The 22,872-nt window shown below is 42.0% G+C and carries 21 protein-coding genes, 2 tRNA genes and 1 pseudogene; 8 read left to right on the plus strand and 16 right to left on the minus strand.

Annotated features, from left to right (window positions below; genetic code table 11):
* Positions 1 to 173, plus strand: a pseudogene (locus tag BGP78_RS05290) (IS630 family transposase); the annotation flags it as partial.
* A gap of 695 nt (positions 174 to 868) precedes the next feature.
* On the opposite strand, the gene BGP78_RS05300 reads toward BGP78_RS05290, so the two are convergent.
* The 5 genes from BGP78_RS05300 to BGP78_RS05320 form a co-directional block, all read right to left on the minus strand.
* On the minus strand, positions 869 to 1,240 hold the full coding sequence (locus BGP78_RS05300; RefSeq protein WP_119860431.1) for a hypothetical protein: 372 nt from the start codon (positions 1,238 to 1,240) through the stop codon (positions 869 to 871).
* 9 nt (positions 1,241 to 1,249) lie between these two features.
* Positions 1,250 to 1,723 (minus strand): hypothetical protein, encoded by a 474-nt coding sequence (locus tag BGP78_RS05305; RefSeq protein ID WP_119860432.1) that lies wholly within the window; start codon positions 1,721 to 1,723, stop codon positions 1,250 to 1,252.
* A 102-nt stretch (positions 1,724 to 1,825) separates the two neighbouring features.
* Positions 1,826 to 3,202 (minus strand): lyase family protein, encoded by a 1,377-nt coding sequence (locus BGP78_RS05310; protein ID WP_119860433.1) that lies wholly within the window; start codon positions 3,200 to 3,202, stop codon positions 1,826 to 1,828.
* 8 nt (positions 3,203 to 3,210) lie between these two features.
* A complete protein-coding gene (locus BGP78_RS05315; protein ID WP_171044383.1) occupies positions 3,211 to 3,582 on the minus strand; it encodes a hypothetical protein in 372 nt (123 codons plus the stop codon).
* A 103-nt stretch (positions 3,583 to 3,685) separates the two neighbouring features.
* Positions 3,686 to 3,865: a hypothetical protein gene (locus BGP78_RS05320; protein WP_119860434.1), complete on the minus strand. Its 180-nt coding sequence runs from the start codon at positions 3,863 to 3,865 to the stop codon at positions 3,686 to 3,688.
* A 174-nt stretch (positions 3,866 to 4,039) separates the two neighbouring features.
* Between BGP78_RS05320 and BGP78_RS05325 the strand changes: the two genes are divergently transcribed.
* Entirely contained in the window at positions 4,040 to 4,633 is a 594-nt protein-coding gene (locus BGP78_RS05325) for a DUF938 domain-containing protein (protein ID WP_119860435.1), read from the plus strand.
* Here the strand turns inward: BGP78_RS05325 and BGP78_RS05330 are convergent.
* The 5 genes from BGP78_RS05330 to BGP78_RS22840 form a co-directional block, all read right to left on the minus strand.
* On the minus strand, positions 4,613 to 5,740 hold the full coding sequence (locus BGP78_RS05330; protein ID WP_182912227.1) for a GNAT family N-acetyltransferase: 1,128 nt from the start codon (positions 5,738 to 5,740) through the stop codon (positions 4,613 to 4,615). The two genes, BGP78_RS05325 and BGP78_RS05330, sit on opposite strands and share 21 nt — an antisense overlap.
* A gap of 76 nt (positions 5,741 to 5,816) precedes the next feature.
* Entirely contained in the window at positions 5,817 to 8,522 is a 2,706-nt protein-coding gene (locus tag BGP78_RS05335) for an ATP-binding protein (protein ID WP_119860437.1), read from the minus strand.
* A 220-nt stretch (positions 8,523 to 8,742) separates the two neighbouring features.
* Positions 8,743 to 8,835 (minus strand) — tRNA-Ser (locus BGP78_RS05340).
* 19 nt (positions 8,836 to 8,854) lie between these two features.
* Positions 8,855 to 8,945, minus strand: a tRNA-Ser gene (locus BGP78_RS05345).
* Between the two features lie 187 nt (positions 8,946 to 9,132).
* Positions 9,133 to 9,264, minus strand: coding sequence for a hypothetical protein (locus tag BGP78_RS22840; RefSeq protein WP_259386171.1), 132 nt, complete (start codon positions 9,262 to 9,264; stop codon positions 9,133 to 9,135).
* Between the two features lie 290 nt (positions 9,265 to 9,554).
* Between BGP78_RS22840 and BGP78_RS05350 the strand changes: the two genes are divergently transcribed.
* Positions 9,555 to 10,433, plus strand: a complete 879-nt coding sequence (locus BGP78_RS05350) for a diacylglycerol kinase family protein (protein WP_119860438.1) — start codon at positions 9,555 to 9,557, stop codon at positions 10,431 to 10,433.
* A 38-nt stretch (positions 10,434 to 10,471) separates the two neighbouring features.
* Here the strand turns inward: BGP78_RS05350 and BGP78_RS05355 are convergent, their stop codons facing one another.
* Positions 10,472 to 11,383: a DMT family transporter gene (locus BGP78_RS05355; protein ID WP_119860439.1), complete on the minus strand. Its 912-nt coding sequence runs from the start codon at positions 11,381 to 11,383 to the stop codon at positions 10,472 to 10,474.
* Positions 11,384 to 11,515: 132 nt separating this feature from the next.
* Between BGP78_RS05355 and BGP78_RS05360 the strand changes: the two genes are divergently transcribed.
* Complete coding sequence (locus BGP78_RS05360; protein WP_119860440.1) at positions 11,516 to 12,958, plus strand: PLP-dependent aminotransferase family protein; 1,443 nt, start codon at positions 11,516 to 11,518, stop codon at positions 12,956 to 12,958.
* Between the two features lie 55 nt (positions 12,959 to 13,013).
* On the opposite strand, the gene BGP78_RS05365 is transcribed toward BGP78_RS05360, so the two are convergent.
* A complete protein-coding gene (locus BGP78_RS05365; RefSeq protein ID WP_119860441.1) occupies positions 13,014 to 13,802 on the minus strand; it encodes a YggN family protein in 789 nt (262 codons plus the stop codon).
* 303 nt (positions 13,803 to 14,105) lie between these two features.
* Here BGP78_RS05365 and BGP78_RS05370 point away from each other — a divergent pair, with 303 nt between their 5' ends.
* Positions 14,106 to 14,288, plus strand: a complete 183-nt coding sequence (locus tag BGP78_RS05370; protein WP_119860442.1) for a PA3496 family putative envelope integrity protein — start codon at positions 14,106 to 14,108, stop codon at positions 14,286 to 14,288.
* Between the two features lie 62 nt (positions 14,289 to 14,350).
* Here BGP78_RS05370 and BGP78_RS05375 read toward each other — a convergent pair whose 3' ends face one another.
* Both BGP78_RS05375 and BGP78_RS05380 read right to left on the minus strand, forming a co-directional pair.
* Positions 14,351 to 14,836 carry a glutathione peroxidase gene (locus BGP78_RS05375; protein ID WP_119860443.1) on the minus strand — a complete coding sequence of 162 codons (486 nt, stop codon included), beginning with the start codon at positions 14,834 to 14,836 and terminating at the stop codon, positions 14,351 to 14,353.
* Positions 14,837 to 14,887: 51 nt separating this feature from the next.
* Positions 14,888 to 15,751 carry a LysR family transcriptional regulator gene (locus tag BGP78_RS05380; RefSeq protein WP_119860444.1) on the minus strand — a complete coding sequence of 288 codons (864 nt, stop codon included), beginning with the start codon at positions 15,749 to 15,751 and terminating at the stop codon, positions 14,888 to 14,890.
* A gap of 170 nt (positions 15,752 to 15,921) precedes the next feature.
* Here BGP78_RS05380 and BGP78_RS05385 point away from each other — a divergent pair, with 170 nt between their 5' ends.
* Positions 15,922 to 17,076 (plus strand): iron-containing alcohol dehydrogenase, encoded by a 1,155-nt coding sequence (locus tag BGP78_RS05385; protein WP_119860445.1) that lies wholly within the window; start codon positions 15,922 to 15,924, stop codon positions 17,074 to 17,076.
* A 198-nt stretch (positions 17,077 to 17,274) separates the two neighbouring features.
* The gene (locus BGP78_RS05390; RefSeq protein ID WP_119860446.1) at positions 17,275 to 17,922 is read left to right on the plus strand and encodes a cytochrome b/b6 domain-containing protein; all 648 of its coding nucleotides are present in this window, start codon (positions 17,275 to 17,277) and stop codon (positions 17,920 to 17,922) included.
* Between the two features lie 57 nt (positions 17,923 to 17,979).
* Here BGP78_RS05390 and BGP78_RS05395 read toward each other — a convergent pair whose 3' ends face one another.
* Positions 17,980 to 18,429, minus strand: coding sequence for a cytochrome c (locus BGP78_RS05395; RefSeq protein ID WP_119860447.1), 450 nt, complete (start codon positions 18,427 to 18,429; stop codon positions 17,980 to 17,982).
* 376 nt (positions 18,430 to 18,805) lie between these two features.
* Here BGP78_RS05395 and BGP78_RS05400 point away from each other — a divergent pair, with 376 nt between their 5' ends.
* Positions 18,806 to 22,300 carry a S8 family serine peptidase gene (locus tag BGP78_RS05400; RefSeq protein ID WP_119860448.1) on the plus strand — a complete coding sequence of 1,165 codons (3,495 nt, stop codon included), beginning with the start codon at positions 18,806 to 18,808 and terminating at the stop codon, positions 22,298 to 22,300.
* A 98-nt stretch (positions 22,301 to 22,398) separates the two neighbouring features.
* Here the strand turns inward: BGP78_RS05400 and BGP78_RS05405 are convergent, their stop codons facing one another.
* A complete protein-coding gene (locus BGP78_RS05405; RefSeq protein ID WP_119860449.1) occupies positions 22,399 to 22,860 on the minus strand; it encodes a DUF2721 domain-containing protein in 462 nt (153 codons plus the stop codon).
* Positions 22,861 to 22,872: the final 12 nt, after the last annotated feature.

Consider the following 22,872-nt stretch of genomic DNA (forward strand, 5'->3'; position numbering starts at 1 on the left):
TAAATCCAATAGAACAAGTTTGGAGTTGGCTCCGTCAGCACTGTTTATTCAATCGTACATTTAAGGGTTATGAAGATATTGTTGAGCAAGTTTCAAAAGCATGGAACAAATTCATTTCAGTTCCTGAGAGAGTTAGAAAGATGTGCTCAAGAGATTGGATAAAATTGACTTAATCTTTATGCAGATTGGTATTATATTTAGAGGCGGGGTTTTGATTACGCTCACCTAGTTGTCTTCCTGACGAAGGTCAGGATCCATGACACTGATGCTTGCCATTGTTATTTTCACACCTTTCTGTACTCGTAAAAGGCAGTGAAAAGCCATGGACCCTGAAATGAATTCAGGGAGACGGTAGTCTTATATTTAGACACGGAGCTTTTATTACGCTCACCTCGTTGTCTTCCTGACGAGGGTCAGGATCCATCATTGATATAATCACTGTAAATGAGCTAATTATAATAGTCGCATTGTCGCGTGCTCTCAGAGTCATTAGAATATGTAACAGCTGTATATCTGAGTATTAGCGTGGGCACTATAGCCCAGAGCATATCAGGAGGCTTTATTGATGTGCTTCTGAGTGCTATTCACGTTATTATATCTGTGATTTTTATACCCATTATGATTAACTCGCCAGATGCGCAATGTTTCCATAAGATGGGCTGTGTTAATAAAGGGAGAGGGTGTGTCGTACTATATGTTGTTACTGCTTTTGACCTTTGCCTTATTCGGCATGTCGGCTACTTACTTTGCGCGTTTTATTTATTGTTACTGGGTTAAGCGAGAGGTGAGGCCTATATACATCTGGCGAGCAGGTGGGTGCGCCCTACTGATAGTATTAATATCATTTGTAGGGCAGCTTTTTGTATAGCTATTTAATCGTAAACGCTTTGCATTGGTTATTAATACAGAGTGCTTGAATCGGTAAAACTTGCTTACAAACATCAACTTGAGCTTGTTCTTGGTTGATTATTCTCTCTTTAACAGTGACTTGCTCTGCGAGCTTTTCTACCTGCTCTTCATCTACGCTTTTGTTTGAGTACACGAGGTACTGACTAGGCCCACCACATGCGGCTCGTTCTCCAACACTGAGTACTTTACATTGAAAACTTGCACTGCACGAGGTGTCTTCTATGAGTTCAGACAAGCTTTGAGTCGGTGTATTATTGGATGATGTGAGCATTGGTGTACTGATACAGCCACCCAGTAATAAAATAGTAATTGAGCAAACAATGCCTCTCATTATGACTCCTTAGTATGTGGCTTGTGCATTACCCTGTATTTTAACACACTTATTTTCAACACATTGTGTACTGGGCTGTGTTAGGTGCTGACAAATACTGACCATACGGTTTTTAGCATTATATTGGCTTTCTAATACAGTAATAGAATCAGCTAACTTTTTAACGACTTGCAAATCGGCTGCTTGAGTTGAAAACGTCACATAGCTACTTGGACCACCACAGGCTCGACTTCCGACAGCGATGACTTGACACTGCATTGTCGAGTCACATCGTTTATCTTTGGTCATGTCTTTTAGTTTCTCTCTGGCCGCACTGAGCGTGTTTTTCGGCGCGTGTGGTACAGCTTCGACAGGGTTACTGTATTTTGCTTGGGTATCAACTTTTGCAGGTGTTTGGTTCGCATCTGGTATGGACACAGAAGCGCTAGGAGCGCATCCAGCGATCATGAATGGGATTATTGCAGAGATAAGAAATTGATGCATAGATGAAACGTCCTGAGTTATTTTTTACTCAGTGTGCCCGTGTTTGAATGATGATACAAGCCTATTGGCTCAGCTGCCTGCTGAGCCAATAGTTGGCTGGTGTTATAAACCGCCTTGTGTGAGTTTATTAGGGTCGAGTAATTGGGTTAACTCTGCAATTGATAGGTCAGTATGTTCACTGGCAACATCGATAATTGGACGGCCTTCTTTGTATGCGAGTTTAGCGATTTGTGCGGCTTTCTCATAACCGATCACCGGATTAAGTGCTGTAACCAATATCGGGTTTTTGGCGAGTGCTTTTTGAATGTTTTGTTCACTGACATTAAAGCTGGCAATGGCTTTATCTGCTAACAATCGGCTGACATTCGATAAGATTTCGATGCTTTCTAAAATGTTGTGTGCAATAACCGGCAGCATCACGTTCAGTTCAAAGTTACCAGATTGGCCAGCTACGGTAATGGTTGCATCATTACCAATGACTTGCGCACTTACCATGGCTGTGGCTTCAGGGATCACAGGGTTTACTTTACCAGGCATAATAGAGGACCCTGGTTGCAGCGCTTCAAGTTCTATTTCGCCAAGGCCAGCTAGCGGGCCTGAGTTCATCCAGCGTAAATCATTGGCGATTTTCATATTTGCTACCGCTAATGTTTTTAACTGGCCTGATAAAGTAACAATGGCATCTTGCGAGCCTATGGTATAGAAAAAGTTCTGGCTGGCTGAAAAGCGGATCCCCACGTTGCTGCTCAGGAATTGATTAAATAAATTAGCGAATTTTGGATCAGCATTTACTCCAGTCCCTACAGCTGTGCCACCCTGTGCAAGTTCAAAGACTTTCTCGACACTGTGTAAGATACTTTGGTATGCACTATCAATCTGGTGCTGCCATCCAGTGAGACTTTGTGCAAATGTCACCGGCATAGCATCCATTAGGTGGGTTCTACCTGTTTTCACATGATGACCGACGCTTGCTGATTTTTGCTCGATAGTTTGTGATAAATGTTTTAACGCAGGTAGTAAGTCGTAAATGACAGCTATAGCGCTGCTAACATGAATGGCTGTTGGAATAACGTCGTTGGAGCTTTGACCCATATTAACGTGATCATTGGGGTGAACTTGTAGACCACTTTGTGTAGAAGCCAGTGTCGCAATGACTTCGTTCGCATTCATGTTTGAGCTAGTACCTGATCCGGTTTGGAATACGTCGACAGGAAAATGCTCCAGGTGTTCGCCATCAATAATACTTTGTGCAGCACTAATGATCGCTTTGGCGATATTTGGATCTAAATGACCGAGTTCAGCATTTGCTTCCGCTGCGGCTTGCTTGATGTATGCCAATGAACGAATAAATGCTTCTGGCATCGTCAGTTTACTTACCGTGAAGTTGTTTACCGCTCTTTGTGTTTGTGCTTGGTATAACGCAGTTTCAGGTACATCAAGTGTACCCATGCTATCGGAAGCTTGGCGAAAAGTGGTCATTGGGACTCCTATGAATATGGGTTAAAGGCATGGCTAATAACACGGGCTTCATGTTCTATTTTTAGAAAGCGTGCTTTACCATGTGGGATCGATTTATAAAAACGTTTTAATGCCAATAAAGGCTTATATAATTGATCTTGGCATTGCTGGCGCAAGGCGTTGTGCACTAATGGGTCTGCAATATTGTGAAGCAATTCATCAAAGGTACGTTTGAGGTAAAGCTCTTGTAATAAAGCGCATTTATTGCAGCCATACCATTTTGCAAGTGTGATACCTGCATCAATAAACTGGGCTACCACCATAGGGGCCTCTAGTTGCGGGCGTTTACAATTTGTAGCGAGTTTTGGAGAGTAAGCGCTGACGGCTTGATGAGGATGCATAGCAAAACCCTTTTAGTGTAACGATAACCATTATCATTACACTAAAAGGGTTTTAGCGCAATAGTTGCGTGTTGATAGGCATACATTAGTGGCCTTGTTTGGGTTAGTTATATCCCAATATAAATGTGTAAGCGGTATTTGGTGCGTCTTCTTGTTCAGTCGGTGTGAGTATGTCTTGTACTTCTTTGCGATATTCTTCGCTGGTAGTGAATAAGTTATCTTCATGCGTGCCGACTAAGGTTGTTTCAGTTATTGGCATATGGGTAATGGTTGAAATAAACATAATGTGCGTCCTGTTGGTTTTCTAATAACAATACATAGTAGATAAAGCAGTGACTGTGCCAATAATAAATAGTTATATAAAACAAGTTATTATGATTTTTATGTGGTGTGAGCTTGCAATTTGCGAAACAGATTGCATCAATATAAAGCAGTAATGGATTAAATAGGTGCAATGATGATAGTAGATAAACCGTTTTCTCAAGCGTGTGAGAATAATAAAGGCCCAATATTAACGGTGTTAGCACCTTTACTACGGGATTATGATCAAGTATTGGAAATTGGTTCTGGTACGGGTCAGCACGGCGTGTACTTTGCGCAAGCTTTACCTCATGTGCAATGGTTGGCAAGTGATCGCAGTATTAACCATGCAGGAATATTAAGTTGGCAACACGAAGCACAGTTAGACAATTTACACCCTCCTTTGTCATTGGACTTAAATGATGCATGGCCGGTAGACGATGTGCCGGTGATCTACAGTGCGAATACATTGCATATTGTGAGTAAAGCATTAGTAGAGCGCTTTTTTACAGGCGTCAAAAAGCATTTAAGAGAGAATGGCTTATTGGTAATTTATGGACCATTTAATTACGCAGGGCAATTCACCAGTGATAGTAATGCTGCGTTTCATCAGCATTTATTACAGCGAGACCCGCTGAGTGGGATCAGAGACAGTGAGTGGATCATTGAATTGGCCCGCGATAGCGAACTAAGCCTACAGGCTGATCATGCTATGCCAGCGAATAACCGGCTACTCATTTTTAAACGGTAGTTGTGCTTTACATTGCAAGGCATATTGGGCGATATGTATGCGCTCTCTGGCGATAAAGTCTGTAATGGCCCTGGCAAACATCGGATCTGCAATTTGGTGTGCTGAGTATGTGGTGATGGGCTCAAACCCTCTTGCTAATTTATGTTCACCTTGCGCGCCTGCATCAAATCGTAGCAATTGATTTTTGATAGCAAAGTCAATGCCTCGGTAATAACACAACTCAAAATGCAGATGTTGGTATTCCGCCAGAGACCCCCAATATCGTCCATAAAGTATATCGCCGTCGCTCAAGTACAGACTGGCAGCGACGAGGGTTTCAGTATCGTAGGCGATGCATAAATGTATGCTTTTTTGCATGGTACGCTGTATTTCGTCAAAGAATGCCCAATTAAGATACCCATGGTGACCGGAGCGTTTTAAGTAGGTTTGCTGATAGCAGCTAAAAAAGCCTTGCATATGTTCTGTCGTGATCTCATCACCACTTAACCAAATAACATTGAGCGAAGTCGCTGCAACTTGGCTGCGTTCTTTTTTGATCATTTTTCGCTTTCGTGCAGTCATGGTTACTAAAAAATCATCAAAACACTGAAAGCCTTTGTTCTGCCAATGAAATTGCACCGCATGGCGAACCATCATAGTGTCATTGAAGTGTTCTGCTTGGGTGAGAAAGTTAATATGAGTGCTAGACCATTGCTTATTTAACATCTCTTGTTGTAATACATGTTGGATATAAGCTGAAAGTTCTGTCGTAAGCGTTTTTGTCAGTATGCGTTTGCCAGTAATGGGGGTGAAGGGGACGCCTGATACCCATTTAGGGTAATAGGTCAAATTGTGGGCTTCATATGCTTCAGCCCAAGACCAATCAAAGACATATTCACCGTATGAGTGAGACTTGATATAGCCTGGTAAAATGGCTACCAAGGTGTCTTGTTGATAAATCGCCAAATGATGTGGCTGCCACCCAGTATCAGCACTGGCACAACGGCTGTTTTCCAATGCCACTAACCACTCGTATTGGCAAAACAAGTTCTGTTGTGCAAGTGTGCTCCACTGGGTACGTCCAATGGTTGAAATCTGACTAATAAATTGATAGCTAAACATAATTATAAGCGGTTACGGTCTTTAAGTAGCTTCATTTGATATGGGCTCCTATCGTACGCGAGATAGCTTTTAAGTCCAAGTATCAACAGTATTGCGCCAAGCATATGGCCAATTTGTCTCGCTCTAGCGGCTTTGCAAGGTGTTGGTTAAATCCTACAGCGAGTGCATGGGCTTTATCTTGAGGCATCACATCGGCTGTGAGCGCAATAATGGGTAGCGTGTCAGCATCTTTGTGTTGGCGGATCAATGTTGTTGCTTGATAGCCATCCATGACGGGCATCTGACAATCCATCAACACCAAATCATACTCATCTAATTCTACTGCATTAACAGCTTGTTGGCCGTTTTCTACGAGGGTATGCGTGATGTGAAATGAATCTAACATCGCTTTAATGACTAGCTTGTTGACGGCATTATCCTCAGCAACCAAAATATGTAGCCGCTTTAGCTTTTCGGTATCAATGTCTAGTTTAGGTGCGGTTGGAGCTCGGGCTGTTTGGCATTGAATTTCAAGCGTAAAGCAACTGCCAGTGTGCAATTGACTTTTGAGGGTGAGTGAACCATGCATTAATTCAGCGAGCTCTTTGGCAATGGCTAGTCCGAGGCCAGTCCCCCCAAATTCACGCGATGTAGAGCTATCAGCTTGGCTAAATGCGTTAAAAATAGTGTGAGATTGCGATTCGTCAATGCCAATGCCGGTATCTACAATGCTCAATCGCAGTTGGACATGCGGTGTGGCTTCGTTCACTTCTAACTTGACGGTGACACCACCATGTTGTGTAAATTTGACTGCATTGCTGCATAGGTTGAGCAGGATCTGTTCAATCCGCATTTCATCGCCTTGTAACCAATACTCGCCGTGTAAATCGTGATCAATTTCCCATGAGATCCCTTTGTTACTGGCTGATGCGGCAAACATTGCATCGAGTCGTTTTAATAACGCATGTAATTCAAAGGTGTGGCAGTCCAGTTGCAAGCGGTTAGACTCAATTTTAGCAATGTCTAATATGTCATTGACGAGATTGAGTAGTGTTTTGGACGCGGTACCAATGCGATTGATATAGGTATGTAGTTGCGTTGTATTTTGGTTATCGGCAGCTAAAGACGCAAACCCTATTACGGCATTGAGTGGCGTACGTATTTCATGACTCATATTGGCTAAAAAGCGACTTTTTGCCTGATTGGCTTTATCCGACGCTTGTTTTGCTTGTGCCAGTGAGCGAGTGCGTTTGGCAACTAATTCATTTAACGCATGGTGTTGGTAGTTAAAGAGTAAAACGATAAAAACAATCAGAGTGGTGATCGTGAGCTGTAAGATAAGCAAAAACAATGTTTGTAATTTATTTTGATGGGTCGTATGTATTTCTTTTACAGCAAGTTTCATTTGCCATTTTTGGCCTGAGATATACAACGGAATTGTCCAGCGAGCGCTATGGTTGGTCTTTGTGTGTTCAAAGTTCTTATAAAAAGGGTTGGTATTTTTACCATCATAAAATGAAATATCAAAGCGTTCTGCATTGGCTTGTTTGAGTACTTCCCCAAGTAACGTATCGACTTGTATCACCCCAGTGGCATAGCCGAGTAAGGTTTGTGCTTGCAGCCCAGTATATTGATAAACAGGCGAGGCCAGCAGGTAAGCAGGAGATGGCCGCGTTTCTTGTACTAAAAAGATTATGTGACTGGCTTGTGGCTGTAAGGAGTTCAGTGCGTTGTTTAAAGCCGCTTGTCGTGCTTTTGTGGCGTAAACATTGAGCCCGAGTGCGCCTAAATTACTCGGTTGTGGCGAAATATATTTAACCACCACCAATGGATCATCAGGTGCTAGAGGTGCGCCTTTTATACTTACTTGTGAGCCATAGAGGTCGTTGAGTTGTTTATTTAACGTCGTGGCTTGAGGCTGTTGAATATAAACATTCCATGAGAGTGCTCTAATAAAAGTATACTCAGCGCGTATAGAGTTACTGATCTCCATAAAGTCATGATGGCTAAAATTAGGGGTTGATTGTAGTTGATTAGCTAGTCCTTGGATGGCAAGCATACTGCGGTTTACATATCGGTAAATAATATGCTCTATGATTTTTACTTCTCGCTCAGCTGCAATGTTGGCATTTTTACTGTTGTTCTGATTGTATAAATAGGTGGTCATTGCCACAGAGCTAAATAAGACAGTACATGCTGCAAGCGTACCCAGTGCATTGTGGTTGGGTACTGGGTTTGTGAGCCATGGATTGATCAAAATAAGGCAGATAGGTGAAAAGATCAGCACACCGAGTGAATCACCTAGCCACCATGCCAGCATGTTTTGCCAATGGTTTGAGAAACTATAATCAGGGTGATAAAAGCTCAGCGATAAAACCCCAATATTGGCAGAGATCAGGTTGACGCTTATCCCTAAAATTAATACGAAATACAGTATATGTTTACGGCTCATCAGATAGAGGGGGTGCCCTAACCAGTGTCGTAAAATATATCCCCCTACCATCGCTTGAATAACAGCACCTGCGCCAATGATTAGTGTTTGGCTGGCGGTTATAAGCGATAGCGTTTGCAACTGCCACCCATAAGCGGTAGTCCAATTAAACATAAAAGAAGCAAGTAGTAGGCCTGGAATAAAGCGCCATCCCCAGATATATGTTGCGACTAACGCGGCGCCTGCAGGCAACCAGATAGGCAAGACTTGATCTTGAAACGCAAATGCCGTGAGGGCTTTACCTGAGGTAAAGTAGCCAATTACAAATAAGAGGTAACATAGCCAATTTTGCCAGCGATGCTTAAACGTTAAAGTCATACAGTTTACAAAGTGATGATAGCGCTCATGAAGTATAGCTTTGTTCTAAAGGGAAGGCACGGATGCAAGCAGATGTTTTCAGACAATTTTTAACGCAATTGAATGGATAAAATAGCAACTACAATGAGGCAGAATAAAAAATGTGTCTAATATAAATGAGGTTATAGTAAAAAAATGGCATAAAAAAACCGTTCAATAAGAACGGTTTTTTTATAAGAAATGGCGGAGAAGGAGGGATTCGAACCCTCGATAGGGCTACAAACCCTATACTCCCTTAGCAGGGGAGCGCCTTCAGCCACTCGGCCACCTCTCCGGCGCAAAACTTTAAAATATGGCGGAGAGATAGGGATTTGAACCCTAGAAGGGCTACAAACCCTTGCCGGTTTTCAAGACCGGTGCTTTCGACCACTCAGCCATCTCTCCAGAGCCAACGATAATACTCAGCGAACGTGCTGCTGTAAACCACTTTTGAACTGTTTGGACGAAATTTAAACTGTTTTTGGGGTTTTATTTCAAAAAACAAGAAAAATGTCGTAAATTTATAGGCTTGGAGTAGGTTATTAAGCCGATATCTCGTATTTTCGGATAGCCGTATTGGGCTTTATATAGGTTACTTGTAACGAGAAACAGCACTTAGCGCGTAGAGCTTTCCAATGCGGTTAAAAAAAGCCATCCAATCAAAAGGTATTTTTGTTGGTGCGGTGGTTTCTGGGTTAGTGTACGCAGTAGCAGAATTAAGCATAGTCAGTTCCTATTAAATCAGTGGTTATTTACAAAGCAAGGCTATTTTGCGCGCATATAGTTTAAATTTAAAGCAATAAAAATTACATGTTTTGACCTAATAAAACTAATGTATATTTATTTGTTGCGATGGTAACTTGTTGTGTTTTTGTGGTTTTATTCATTGCCTTGCTTGGTGTTGTTTTGTTTTATTATAGTTATATCAATAAGTTGTCTTGGTGTTGTTGATTTTGGTTAGTTGTGTTTTGACTAATTATTCATATTAATTAATTTTATTATTTTTGGTGTTTTATGCTGGTGGTTGTTAAACCGTGTAGTTCTAAGAGTAGCCAATCACATGTGAAGTGGTTAAAAGTACAATTTGCGAAGAAAAATATTGCGAATGAGTGGTTTTTTACCTCAGGTAGGTTTGCAGAAGATGTGGCTCAGATACGCAGTCAATGCGTTGGGCAAGCGACTGTTGTGGTCATCGGAGGAGACGGTACGTTGCATTTGGTGATTAATGCAATGATTGGGCAACCATGTAACTTAGCTTTGTTGCCAGCAGGTACAGGTAATGACTTTGCTCGTCAGTTTAAGCTGTCGATGGCGCAATGGCGAGCGTGTGTGTTTACCGGCACGGAACAAGCTGTTGATGTGGGTATGGTTAATGGGCGGTATTTTATAAATATGCTGGGCATAGGTTTTAGTGCGCATGTGGTGAGAACAATGCAAAGTCAGCAAAAGCGGGGGCAGTTTAGCTATATTTGGGCTGGGTTATTAAATCTATTTAATTACCGTAATGTGCGCCTTGCAACGTCGAGTGCACCGTCAAGATCGATGATGATGCTGCTTATCGCCAATGGGCAATACTTTGCTGCGGGCTTAAAGTGTGCGCCAACGGCGCAGTATCAGAGCGGTGAACTGGTCGGTATGCACTTTTATGGTGAGTCGTTTCTAGCAAGGCTGAAAACATTTACTTATATGTTGTTTGCTCAGCACATACGTCTATCGAGTGTTATAAAAACCGGGGGTACGCACTTTATGATATATACCGATGGCTTAGATATTGAGGCCGATGGCGAGATCATAGGTCAAACACCCGCAAAAGTATGCTGTTGCCCTGATGCAATACGCTTAAAACAGCCTGCTAATTGTCGTGTTGATATGTATGAAGTAGGTGAAAAATAAATGCCGCCATGCGCTGGCGGCATTTGCGCGAGAGCTTATTAAGTTCTCACTGGGGAAGCGGCTAAATGGGCTTTTAACTTATCAAAAGGTGTTAATACAATGGCATTGCCAAGCAAGACCAAACTGAACCCGACAAAGGTGTTGGCTTGCCATGTAAAACCCTCAAAGTAAGTACTCAAAAGTACGGCGACTAAAGGAAATAGGACGATGATGTAACTGGCTCTTTCAGGGCCTATATTTTTTAATAAAGAGAAGTAGCTGGCAAAAGCGATAACGGTGCCAAATACAGCCAAATAGATCAGTGAGCTCCAATATTGCCAAGGCGCATTGATGACGAATGTTTCTCCATTGAGGAGCGCGAAAACAGCGAGTAATACACTGCTATATAACATGCCCCAAGCGTTGCCTTGTAATACACCTATGCCTTCATTGGAATTACGAACACTTACCATATTGCCAAATGACGCGATAAGAGTACCCAATAAGGCAAGTCCTAGGCCGACGATTGCACCGCTACTCAGGTCAAACTGACTTAAATCATGCCAAAAAAGGGCGACAATACCCGCGACTCCGAACAGAGCGCCACTATAAATTCTTTTTGCGATAGGCTTACCAAAAAATAGCCGCGTATTGATGATATTAAATATGAGCAATAGTGAAAATGCGATAGAGGCCATTGCTGAATTTAAATACCCTTGTGCGTAATACAGCATTAAGTAGTTTAAGCCAAAATTACCCATGGCAAGTAAAATGAAAAAACCATGCGTTTTGAGATCAAAGTACATGGGCATACGTTTAAATAATACATACCCCCACATACATAGAGCGGCTAGAGAAAAGCGTAAGCATAGAGAGACGATCTCATTGACAGTACCTAGCTGAAACTCAATGGCTAACCATGTAGAACCCCAAATTAATACTGTCATGATATAGAGCAGCACGCTTTGCATTGTAATATCCTTGAAGTTTGTAAGTGTAAACTAACTTTTAATTGAGCGCGGAAGATGTATCATTGTAGGTATTTATTCTGTATATGCTATATACAGAATAAATGAAAATTGACCTATACAGATGAATGCATTATGAGTTTTGTTATTTCGAAGCAGCACAAATCGTTTTTGTATGAACAAGTGATCACCCTTATCGATGATATGGTGTGTCAGGGTATGATATGCCCGGGTGATAAACTGCCTTCGTTACGAGCGATGGCGGGTAAGCTCAATGTCAGTATTCCGACTGTAAAGCAAGCTTATCAAGTATTAGAAGCGCAAGGGAAAGTGCGAGCGCAAGAGAAATCGGGCTATTTTTTGCAGGCTGTCAATGCCAGTAACCCAATGCCTAAACGAGTCAAATTACCAAGCCAGCCGATTGTGGTAAACAAACAGCAGCTTATTGAACAAGTATATGATGCCATTCATCAACCGAGCATTACGCCATTTGGCATTGCTAACCCAGTTATGGTTGCCAGCACAGAAAAAATACTGGCCAAGCTGATGCGACGAGCAATGCATAGTATGGGTGGCAATATGCTGAGTTATGGTGCTATGGATGGACTAGATCAATTAAAAAAGCAGATAGTACACCGCTATTTGGACTTGGGGTTAGTGGTGAGCACTGAAGAATTAGTGATCACAAATGGCGCACAAGAAGCGTTAGCAATTGCATTGCAGTGTGTTACTGAGGTGGGCGATGTAGTCGCTATTGAATCCCCTTGTTACTTTGGTATTGTCGAGTTAGTCGAAAGCTTAGGGCTGAAAGTGATTGAAATTCCAGTGTGTCCAGATGATGGTGTCTGGCTCTGTGATCTTGGCGAAGCATTACTTAAGCATGATATTAAAGCGTGTGTATTTTCTACAAGTATAAATAACCCGTTAGGCTCGTTTATGCCTGATATACGCCGTAAAGCATTGGTGGAGTTACTAGAGTATCATCAGGTAACGCTCATCGAAGACGACGTGTATGGAGACTTACATTTTACAGAACGCCGTGGCAAACCTGCTCAGTGTTATACCTCAACAGGTAACGTCATTACCTGCGCCTCTTTTTCGAAAACAGCAGCGCCAAGCTATCGTGTTGGCTGGATGGTCGCGGGTCCTCATAGCGCAAAAGCACGACGTTTGAAGCGCGCATTAAGTTGTTCTAGTTCGTTGATGAATCAATTGGTACTGGCTGATTACTTGGCCAGTGGGGAATATGACCGCCATTTAAAGCTCATGCGCAAACGTTTATTGTTTAATAAAACACAGATGGTCACAGCATTGGGTCGTTATTTTCCGAGCTCCGTTCGGCTGAGTGATCCGCAAGGGGGCTGTGTGATCTGGGTTGATTTAGGCACTGAGTATAGTGGTTCAAAGTTGTTTCAATTGGCGATAGCGCACAGGATCAGCATTACACCTGGCGTATTATTTAGTGCAGGTACGCAATATGAGTCATGTATACGTATGAGCTATGGATTGGTGTGGAATAATGAAGTGGAGCAAGCGATTGCTTTATTAGGTCAGCTTTTATTCAAGGCAAAAAAATAGCCAGTGCACTACTGGCTATTTCGGCTGGGAGATAATTTTTGGTTGTCAGTTAGGCCTAGTTGAGTTGTGTCTTAAATAAAGCATAGCCTGAAAACTCGGGAATATTTTGACGTAATTGCTGTTCTGTTTGCGCAATGGTTTCAAATTGATCACACAATTGATCTGCTTGTGATTCAATGGCTCGAGCTTGCATTTCTACTTTTTCTTCTATGGCTTGCCCCATATCTTTCATGCGCTGTTCAAAACTACTCATGTCGCCGTTAGAGCTGGTCATTTCTGAGCCAATAGCCATCAAAATACTGCCTATCGACTCCATCATGGCACCTTGAACGGCTGATTCTATGCGGTCTTCGAATTGTTTGTCGAAGTTATTGCCAAATTGGTCAAATGTTTGTTTGCCCATGACAAACGCACCGTCTTGATAGAAGGTTTCATTGATTTCAATATGTAGTTCGTCGAGTACAGTGCCAATAGAGTCAAGGCTACTTAATTCAAGCGCGTTACTTACTTCATTGAGTGCAACACCAGCAATTTTTACACCTTCTAGCGCAATGTTGGCTACTTTGGGTAATTGCACTCTGAGTGAATCTGCATAGTCGCGCATCGCATCTTGTTGCGTTGATGTGAGAGAGAGCACTTGGCCATCTTTTAAAACATCACCTGAGTCATTGATTGTCCATTTACTTTGTTGTGCGGTGGTGATCTGTAAGTGGTCTGGCGTGATCATCACATCATTTTTAAATTCTACTTGGCATTCATCAGAATTAAATTGTAATGAGTGACTATTGGTTGCAAATACGCTTGAGCTTGTAACAAGTGCGCCGAGGAGTAGTAATTTTTTCATGACTAAGCCTTTTTATCTTATGGGTTACTATTAAACAATCAAGATGAATGCCAGTTTTATTATTGTTATTTATCAATGGATTATGCTTTTTGTTTGTGATGGTGAAAATATAAAAATGGTAAATAAAACGAAAAATTAGTGAAGTTGACCATTTAAAGATTTTGATAAAAAGTTTTCATTGAAACGATAAAAAACTCTCATTTCTCTAAATGGATATTAAGAGCTAAATACTAAGAAGTGAACAGTCATGCGCCACTTCATGAAAGTACATAGGCTGTTTTGGCAACGTGATTGGAGCAGATTGTGGGTAAAACGTATTCATATGATGGGCTTGATGATGATTTCACCGATAGTGAGTTCGATGAATTAGAGCGAAATCAGCATGACAAGCAAAAGCGCAAAGTGAAGCGCAAAATTGATGACTATTTAGAGCAAAAACGTTTACGCAAAGATGTAGGCGATAGCGATTTTGATTATTTAGAGTAATAAGGTGCCGCAGTATAGACACCCTACTTCAGAAGTAAAAAGCGCGTGCAGCCTTGTTACTTTTATGGGTTCGCAAGCACTGCTTCAATGTCTTTGTTTAGCTTATCGGGTTTGGTGGTAGGCGCATAGCGTTTGATAGGTTGCCCAGCTCGGTTTATTAGAAATTTACTAAAATTCCATTTGATCCGTTGTCCTAATAGGCCAGGTAATTGGGCTTTTAGGTAAGTATATAAGGGGTGGGCGTGATCGCCGTTAACATCGATTTTTTCCATCATGGTGAAATCTACACCATAGTTAATGAGGCAGCCTTGCTGTATTTGTTCTGGGCTACCGGGCTCTTGTTTACCAAATTGATTACAGGGAAAGCCAATGATCACCAGCCCTTGCTCTGCATATTGTTGATGGAGCGCCTGCAGCCCTTCATATTGTGGCGTTAAGCCACATTCACTCGCGGTATTTACAATGAGTACCGCTTTGCCTTGTAAAGACGAGAAGTCGAATGGTTGACCTTGTAATGTGGTGGCAGAAAACTGATAAAAAGTATCCATAAGACTTCCTATTTTTATGCTTTGTTATTATGAAACAACTCTAGCACACCCTTAACTAAAGTGTTCGAGTAAAAACTCAATTAATAATCTCACTCTATATGGCATAAGGTCTTTGCGCGGATAAACCAACCAAGTGGCATTATCTTGAACTTGAAATTCAGGCAATAAATAAGCGAGTTGGCCACTTTTGATAGATTCGGCAACAATATCTTGTGCTAGATGTGCTATTCCTAACCCCTGTTTACACGCACTGAGAATGGCATGAGGATTGTTACTGCGCCAGTTACCCGCTACTTTGACTTCTTCAACTTGCTGAGCAATATTAAATCGCCAACGGTTATTGATCGCAATTAAACAATTATGGTTAGCCAATTCATAGGGGTGAATTGGCGGGGAGTGACGTGTGATGTACTCCGGGCTTGCGACGAGGCTCATGGGGCGATGGCATAACTTTCGAGCGATGAGATTTGAATCTTGTAATCTGCCAAAACGAATGGCTAGGTCGAACCCTTCTTCAACCAAATCAATATTACGATTGTTAAAGTCGAATTCAATGCTGACCTCTGGGTAGCGTTGTAAAAATTCAGCCACCACAGGCGCGATACGATTAGCCACAAAATCGCCGGCACCACTGAGGCGAATTAACCCTTTAGGTTGCCTTTGAATACCTTGAATATGGTTGGTTGCATCGATCAACTCTTGCTGAATAACTTTGAGTTTCACTGCATACTCTCGGCCACTATCAGTCAGGTTCTGAGCGCGAGTGGTACGATGAATTAATATGGTTCCAAGGCGTTGCTCTAATTGTTGGATCTGTCGACTTACATAAGATGTTGATACATCTAATACATTGGCAGCTTTGCTGAAACTACCGTGTTCAACAACTGCCAGAAATACATCAAGACCTTGCCACATATTATTACCTCGCTAAAAATAGATAATTTAATTATATCTGCTTTATTGTTGCTGTGTTGCAAAAGTAATTTGCTGTTTTGTGGCTGTTTGTTTCGTTAAATGATCATTAAACTCATCGAATTGGCAAGGTGGCGTGGGCCACATATAGCGACTCGTGGAGTAAGTAAAGTATGTTGAATTTTAGTTTTGTGAACCCGACTCAAATCCATTTTGGTGAGCAGCAGATTTTAGAGATTAAACACAGTATACCTAAAGGTGCAAAAGTGCTGGTGGTGTATGGTGGGGGGAGTATTAGAAAAAATGGTATCTATGAACAGGTTGTTGCAGCGCTGAGTGATTTTACTTGGGGAGAATTTGCGGGTATTGAGCCCAATCCAAGCTACCAGACATGTATGCGTGCGGTAGAGCTTATCCAGACTCAACACTATGACTTTATTTTAGCCGTTGGGGGGGGATCAGTGATAGATGGATGTAAGTTTATTGCCGCGGCTGCTTTGTTTGACGGGGAACCGTGGGATATTCTGGCCGAAGGTGCACAAATTAATAAGGCGCTGCCAATTGGTGTCGTATTGACTTTACCTGCTACAGGCTCTGAGTCTAATAGCTTCAGCGTTATTTCAAACATTGACACACAAGATAAACTGCCATTTGCGTCTGGATTAGTTCAACCTCAGTTTGCTGTACTTGATCCAAATGTCATGCAGTCACTGCCTAAGCGTCAGCTGACGAATGGTGTTGTTGATGCCTTTGTTCATATCATGGAGCAATACTTGACTTACCCGGTTGATGCAAAGGTACAAGATCGCTTCGCTGAAGGGTTATTATTAACGTTAATTGAAGAAGGCCCTAAAGTTTTAAAGGAGGAAGCCAGTTATCAAACCCGAGCGAACGTTATGTGGTCAGCTACTATGGCATTAAATGGTTTGATTGGTGCTGGGGTACCACAAGATTGGTCAACACATATGATTGGACATGAGATCACCGCGTTATATGGGTTAGACCACGCACAAACGTTGGCAATTATTTTACCCCGTATGATGGCAGAGCAGCAGCAAGAAAAGCGTGAAAAATTATTACAGTACGCAGAGCGGGTCTTTAATTTAGATACTACAGAGCCTGATAACGCGATTTCAGATGCAATTTCGTTGACTGAGCAGTTTTTTCAGCAGCTTAATATGCTTACACGTTTTAGTGATCATGGTTTGGGTGAAGAGGTTGCACCGCAAGTATGCGCGCAATTAGAGCGCCATGGCATGGTTGCATTGGGCGAGCAGCAAGCGGTCACTATAGAGAAAAGTAAGCGCATTTTATTAGCCAGTGTGTGATTAGTTAATGACTGGCCGCAATACGCTGTTACGATGATTTATGTTAGGCCCCACTAGAGTGGGGCTCTTCATGTATTTATCCCCCATACTTTAGCTGATAAGGTAAGACTTTCATCGCATATAGTGATGCGTTGCTCTTAAGAGTTTGTCATACTCAAAATTATTCGAATAACCAAATTAAGGCTAGAGAGGGGCGCAATGGTTAAAGTTTGGGATGGTTTTATTAGGGGGTTTCATTGGTTACTTGTGATTGGCATTGCGGTGTTGTATATCAGTGGCGATGAAGGGTGGTTAGATTTACATTTTGTGACCGGTTATATGCTATTAGCCTTGATGATCACACGGATCATATGGGGCGTTTTTGGTAGCAGTACGGCCCGGCTCTCGTCATTATTTCATTCACCTAAAGCGGTTATAAGCGCCTTATTAAAAGACCAACCAGCCACAGGGCACAACCCTGCGGGTAGTGTGATGATATTAGTCTTTTTTACACTGATATTTATTCAGTTATTGAGTGGGTTAATGAGCAGTGATGACATATTGGTTGAAGGGCCGTTAGTACAGTATGTCTCGTATGCCTGGGTTGAGCTTGCTAACGACTTACACCGAGATAACATAGACCTTTTGATTTTGGCAATTGGGCTGCATATTTCAGCAATTGTGTTTTATAGAATAAAAGGGAAAAAATTGGTCAAGACCCTAGTAACAGGGTATAGCTCAGACGCTGCGGATAAACCGCATATGCGCTCTGGAAAATTTGCGTATTTGTTATTTATTGTTCTGGCTACTGTACTCTTATTTTTATGGGGTCAAGAGCCTCTGATGGCTTTACTGAATGTCGATTAGCTCATTAATAAACGGTGCATATGCACCGTTTACATTTATGAAGTGGGTAAACTTACCTTAATCTTTAAAAGATTTGTGGCAATCTTTACAACCCTTCGCCCAATTTCTAAAAGCAGGTGCGATGACTTTTTTATCACCAGACTGTGCCGCAACCGCTAAAGCTTTTGCGTATTTTGCAAATGACTGTGCTTTTTCATCAAATTTTGCACGCTCACTCCACACTGCTGGTAATGCACTTGTATCCCCTTTGTCAGATCCTGTTGTAAACGCTTCCCATGGCATGCTTGACAGACTTGCTGCATTATTAGCACGTTGAGCAAACCTTTGTGCATCAAAAGGTACTTTACCTTTAAGCATATCGCCCATGTCGCCAATTTGATATCGGATCAGTTGAAACGCAGCTTTTCTATATTCGATTGCATCTTCTGGTGCTTCAAAGAGTGAGTTTGCTGCTACATTAGCTGAAAGTGCGCTTAATACAGCGCCAATCATAATTAACTTTTTCATATTTTGCCCCTTGTTTGGAATGACTTAATGTTTTACGTAAAAGCGTTAGAAAAGGCAAGTTGTATGCGTTTACCGATAACTTAGGCCTTTAATGTAGTTATTATTGATATCTATTTCGGTTTGATGACAGAATCGTTTACTTTCTTTTACAATAATAAATCTCTTTAAATCAGTGTCTTGGCTTTTATTTTTGCCCTGTTGTAAATGCCGGGTTTCTTTTGTTTGTATTTGCTGTTGATTGTGTTGGTACTTTCACACTATATTAATGACCTCTCTCATTGGTCGAATAAAATCAACAAACACGACAAATTGCAATGTGATATTTAACAACAAAGACGCCAACTGTTAAATCAGTTAACAACAAGTCCTAGGGGAAATGATGTCAAAGCTTATCAAAAAATCAACAATTGCAGCAGCAGTTGGTAGCGTGCTATTAACTTCTGGCGTATCAGCAAATACTGCTGATATGGTAAATAATTTTGCTAACTTTAATGCTGTAAAATTTACAGAAACTACGGATGTTAAAAAGAATGAGCCAACATCTTATCTAATTGTTTTAAAAGCCACGTCAGCGGCGAGCTTGTATGCGCAAGGGACTTACCAAGCTGGTGATGCTCGCGCAACAATGGCGCAAATATCAAGAATTCAAGAAGATATAACACTAGAATTAAATAGCTTAGACTTCAATGCTAAAGTTATCGGCCAAACACGTGTTTTAGCGCCAACGCTAATTGTTGAAGCTTCTAAAGAAGCACTTAATGCGATTGCCAAAGATACTCGCGTAGAGCGAGTTCTACCAATGTTTGATGCTGAGTTACATATTGCTGAATCATCTGACTATATTAAAGCGACACCAGTACGCACTGAAGGTGTGGCAACGGGGGCAGGGCAATCTGTAGCTGTACTGGATACTGGTATAGATTACACGCATAAAATTTTTAATGAAGCCGCTGGTACGGTTGAAGCGTATGAAGCAGCTCAAGCAGATCCTACAGCGGTTGCATGGCCACAAGGTCAAGTAAAGGGTGGTTATGATTACATGCGTGACGATGCGGATCCGATTGAAAACGATCCAGCAGAACCTACAGAAGATGATGCACCAACAAGCCATGGAACATCAGTATCTCACTCAGTAACGGGTGTTGCGCCAGACGTTGAGCTATATGTGTATTCAGTATGTGGTGGTGGTTGTCCAAGTGCAGCTCAAGCTGCGGCCCTAGAGTCAGCGATGGATCCAAATGGTGACGGCGACATTTCAGACCGTGTTGATGTAATTAATATGTCTCTAGGTGGTGAGTTTGGAGATACTTACACGGGTAGCGGCACACAATACCTGATTCAACGTGCTGTTGATCTAGGTGTAAATATGGTTATTTCTGCGGGTAATGACGGTGATCATCCGTTCCGCATCGGTGGACCAAGTACGACACCAAATGCATTATCAGTGGGTGCGATGACACACCCAACGCTCGAAGAAGGTATTGCATCAGGCACAGTTGCTGGTAGTGAAACAGTTATCCAAGCTGCAAGCTTTGGTCCACAAGACGCGTTCTCATTCAATAACAGCAATGCAGAACTGGTCTACCCAGATGCAAACCAAAATGGCTGTGACGCATTTGCTGACGATGTTGATTTCTCTGGTAAAGCGGTATTGATTGACCGTGGTGCATGTGCATTCGTAACTAAAGTATTGAATGCGCAAGCTAAAGGTGCGGCATTTGTATTAATTGCAAATAATAACGATGATGGTACTCCAGCGCCAATGGGTGGTAGTTCGACAGACGTGACTATTTTCTCTGTCGGTGTGAACTTCCAAGCGGGTAAAGCGATAAAAGATAAGTTAGCAGCAGGTGAAGCAGCTGAGTACGCGATTCAAGTGGAAATGAAAAATGTTGCTGGTGCTGTAGCTGATTTCTCTTCACGTGGCCCGTCAGTAAATGGTTTACTAAAACCAGAAATTACGGCGCCTGGTGTGAACATTCAAGTTGCAGCAACAGGTACGCAAGATAAAGTTGCTGGCGCTACAGGTACTTCATTCTCAGGCCCGATGACAGCAGGTGCAGTTGCATTGATCCGTGAAGCTTTACCTGAACGTAATGCTTATGAAATTAAAGCAACCATAATGAACACGGCTGATTTAAATGTCACAGTTGAAGCTGAAACAGTTAACCCTGATTCACCATTGGCACCAATCAGCTTAATCGGTGCAGGCCTTGTTGATGTTGAAAAAGCGGTTAACCTGCCAGTGGCTGCATGGGTATACCAATCTGAGTTTGACACGAACCAAGCTGCATTGTCATTTGGTTTTGAAAATGTTGCTGACGTCACGGCTTACACTAAAACAGTCACATTGAAAAATTTCTCGAATGAAGAGAAGACCTATAACCTACGTACCGAAGCACGTTACGAAAATGACACTGCAACAGACGCGGTTAGTTGGGATCTTCCTGAGTCAATTACTGTTCCTGCTGGTCAAACAGTCGAGTTCGATGTAACACTAACAATCGACCCTGCTAAATTACCAGAATGGAAGTTAAAGAACCCATTAGATGCTGATGAGTTGGCAGAACGTAGCCCTGCATTAACATTGTCAGAATTTGATGGTGCTCTTGTATTTGATGACCCAAGCACGGAAGGTGATCACGACCTACACCTTGTTTATCATGCTTTACCAAAAGCGGCCGTTGGCCTAGAGCTTGGCTATGAACTTGTAGGCGGTGAAGTTAAAGTCGTTGCGAAAAACAATGGTTTTAAAGACGTAACACCAATGTCAGAGCAGTTGGTAGCAATGGGCACTGAGGTCAGTAAATCTGAAAAAGACTTTAATATCTTAGCGACTACATTCAATGCAGTTAATGCTGAAGGGTGTGATACAGGCGTAGCATTTACCGCGTCTATCATGCTGCGTGATGAATTGACTCACCTGCGTAAGGCCGGTGGTTATGCTATGAACTTAGATATTGATAACGACGGTACATACGATTATGCCTTAGCGCAATATAGTGATGTAGGCCGAAGCGCTGCAGTACCAGGTCGTTCTCGTACGGTAAGTGGTGCAATTGTTGATGGTGCACCTCAGTGGGCATTCTTAACAAACCTTTATCATACTGCTGGTTCGAATACTGTGACGTTTACAGGTTGTTCAAACTTGATTGGTCTAACTGCAGATAACTTAGGTGATGCAATTACCATTGAAGCTTCTGTTGGGTATGGTTACGATATTGGTGCGTATGATGTAACGGACACATTGACTGGTTCGACAACATTTGCAACATCACCAGCGACGTTTACCAATGCGTCAGGCGCAGCAGTGTCTGCAATTGCACCAGGTGAAAAAGCGTATATCAATTCTGAGTCTGCATTTGCATTGACGTCTGGTGAGTTTGAAGGTGTTATGGCGACAGTGGGTTCTTCAGTATTAGAGAATGAAAACCCATTCACAGCGCCGAAGTTGAACTCTGCAGAGTTTTCTGTTGAAGAAAATACCGCAAAAGATACTGTTATTGGCCAATTAGAATTAGTAGCGCAGGAAAATACTTTAGATGTTAATGAGTATTTCTTAAAGTCTTCTACACATACAGCATTTTCAGTAAATATGAATGGTGAAGTGATTGTTGATAACGCTGATGTACTAGACTTTGAAGCGGGTAATAATACGGCAACCTTGATGGTTGTAGCAATTGATGTATTTGGTAATTCATCAGAAGCTGCTGAAGTAATTGTAAATATTACAAACACTGTTGACACTGATGCTGAACAACCAGCACCAGTAACACTGCCAGCATCTGGTGGTTCATCTTCAGGTTCTTTAGCATGGTTAGCGCTACTTGCTGCACCATTTGCTGCGCTACGTCGTCGCAAACAAAAGTAACTTGAAATAGTTTGTAAAAACGCCAGTCATTGACTGGCGTTTTTTTATGCTTGATTAATGTATCTTGATGATACTTTGCAGGCGATATTTAATCTCTTTTATTCTAAATCTTTAAAAATCATGCCTCTTCGCATACTCCGGGTTGCTAAAAATATTTCAGCAAGTAACGCTAAAAAAGCGCCCATTAATAACATCATGGCAGCAATAAAGCAGCTTGAAAGTGTAATACCCACAGGGATGGTATATAGATGAGAAGTAAAGAGAAGCATGACTACAGCACAGACCAATAATGCACTCAACACACTCATACTAAATGCAATATGAATGCAGCGAGAACGCTTGAGCAGTGCGCGCATCTCGGTACATAGCGATGTTTTCAATATATCATCTTGCGAGCTGTTGACCTTACGGTCGAGCAATCTGGCTCGGTCGGTTATTCTAGCGAGTCGATTTGACAGTACGCCTAATGTCGCGGCAATACCAGTAATAAGAAATACCGGTGCGACAGCCGTTTGTATCACTTTTGCCATGGTTAATATGCTAACAACATCGTTACTCATTACAGCCTCTTA

Origin of the sequence: Pseudoalteromonas sp. MSK9-3, from assembly GCF_003590335.1 — a bacterium.
Taxonomy (GTDB): domain Bacteria; phylum Pseudomonadota; class Gammaproteobacteria; order Enterobacterales; family Alteromonadaceae; genus Pseudoalteromonas.

Bases quoted from the DNA above. Each gene is read 5' to 3' on its own strand.
- BGP78_RS05300 (WP_119860431.1), bottom strand. From the start codon at position 1,240: ATGAGAGGCATTGTTTGCTCAATTACTATTTTATTACTGGGTGGCTGT.
- BGP78_RS05305 (WP_119860432.1), bottom strand. From the start codon at position 1,723: ATGCATCAATTTCTTATCTCTGCAATAATCCCATTCATGATCGCTGGA.
- BGP78_RS05310 (WP_119860433.1), bottom strand. From the start codon at position 3,202: ATGACCACTTTTCGCCAAGCTTCCGATAGCATGGGTACACTTGATGTA.
- BGP78_RS05315 (WP_171044383.1), bottom strand. From the start codon at position 3,582: ATGCATCCTCATCAAGCCGTCAGCGCTTACTCTCCAAAACTCGCTACA.
- BGP78_RS05320 (WP_119860434.1), bottom strand. From the start codon at position 3,865: ATGTTTATTTCAACCATTACCCATATGCCAATAACTGAAACAACCTTA.
- BGP78_RS05325 (WP_119860435.1), top strand. From the start codon at position 4,040: ATGATAGTAGATAAACCGTTTTCTCAAGCGTGTGAGAATAATAAAGGC.
- BGP78_RS05335 (WP_119860437.1), bottom strand. From the start codon at position 8,522: ATGACTTTAACGTTTAAGCATCGCTGGCAAAATTGGCTATGTTACCTC.
- BGP78_RS22840 (WP_259386171.1), bottom strand. From the start codon at position 9,264: ATGCTTAATTCTGCTACTGCGTACACTAACCCAGAAACCACCGCACCA.
- BGP78_RS05350 (WP_119860438.1), top strand. From the start codon at position 9,555: ATGCTGGTGGTTGTTAAACCGTGTAGTTCTAAGAGTAGCCAATCACAT.
- BGP78_RS05355 (WP_119860439.1), bottom strand. From the start codon at position 11,383: ATGCAAAGCGTGCTGCTCTATATCATGACAGTATTAATTTGGGGTTCT.
- BGP78_RS05360 (WP_119860440.1), top strand. From the start codon at position 11,516: ATGAGTTTTGTTATTTCGAAGCAGCACAAATCGTTTTTGTATGAACAA.
- BGP78_RS05365 (WP_119860441.1), bottom strand. From the start codon at position 13,802: ATGAAAAAATTACTACTCCTCGGCGCACTTGTTACAAGCTCAAGCGTA.
- BGP78_RS05375 (WP_119860443.1), bottom strand. From the start codon at position 14,836: ATGGATACTTTTTATCAGTTTTCTGCCACCACATTACAAGGTCAACCA.
- BGP78_RS05380 (WP_119860444.1), bottom strand. From the start codon at position 15,751: ATGTGGCAAGGTCTTGATGTATTTCTGGCAGTTGTTGAACACGGTAGT.
- BGP78_RS05385 (WP_119860445.1), top strand. From the start codon at position 15,922: ATGTTGAATTTTAGTTTTGTGAACCCGACTCAAATCCATTTTGGTGAG.
- BGP78_RS05390 (WP_119860446.1), top strand. From the start codon at position 17,275: ATGGTTAAAGTTTGGGATGGTTTTATTAGGGGGTTTCATTGGTTACTT.
- BGP78_RS05395 (WP_119860447.1), bottom strand. From the start codon at position 18,429: ATGAAAAAGTTAATTATGATTGGCGCTGTATTAAGCGCACTTTCAGCT.
- BGP78_RS05400 (WP_119860448.1), top strand. From the start codon at position 18,806: ATGATGTCAAAGCTTATCAAAAAATCAACAATTGCAGCAGCAGTTGGT.
- BGP78_RS05405 (WP_119860449.1), bottom strand. From the start codon at position 22,860: ATGAGTAACGATGTTGTTAGCATATTAACCATGGCAAAAGTGATACAA.